Here is a 400-nt window from a genome sequence, read left to right on the forward strand (position 1 = left end):
CTGTTTACTGAGGGCCGTACCCAGGCAGAGTGGATCCGGCATCTGTATGCCCAGTCGCGGGAAGCGACTCCTGCACTGCCAACGTTTGAAGAGTTCCGTAAGCAGGGGATTTTTAAAAAGCGCGACCCACAAGGGCATCACGTTGCTTATAAAGCTTTCCGTGAAGATCCGCAGGCAAATCCACTGACCACGCCATCGGGGAAAATTGAGATTTATTCGCAGGCGCTGGCTGACATTGCCGCTACCTGGGAATTGCCAGAAGGTGATGTGATCGATCCACTGCCGATCTATACGCCGGGTTTTGAAAGTTATCAGGATCCGCTGAACAAACAGTATCCGCTGCAGCTTACGGGTTTCCACTATAAATCTCGCGTTCACTCAACTTACGGCAACGTTGATG

1 pseudogene is annotated in these 400 nt (G+C 51.8%); it reads left to right on the top strand.

From position 1 onward, the window contains the following. Window positions 1-400 (top strand): annotated as a pseudogene (locus E0L35_RS25900) (dimethyl sulfoxide reductase subunit A); the annotation flags it as partial.

Origin of the sequence: Halomonas sp. ATBC28 (assembly GCF_005937175.1) — a bacterium.
In the GTDB taxonomy this organism is placed as follows: Bacteria; Pseudomonadota; Gammaproteobacteria; order Pseudomonadales; family Halomonadaceae; genus Vreelandella; species Vreelandella titanicae.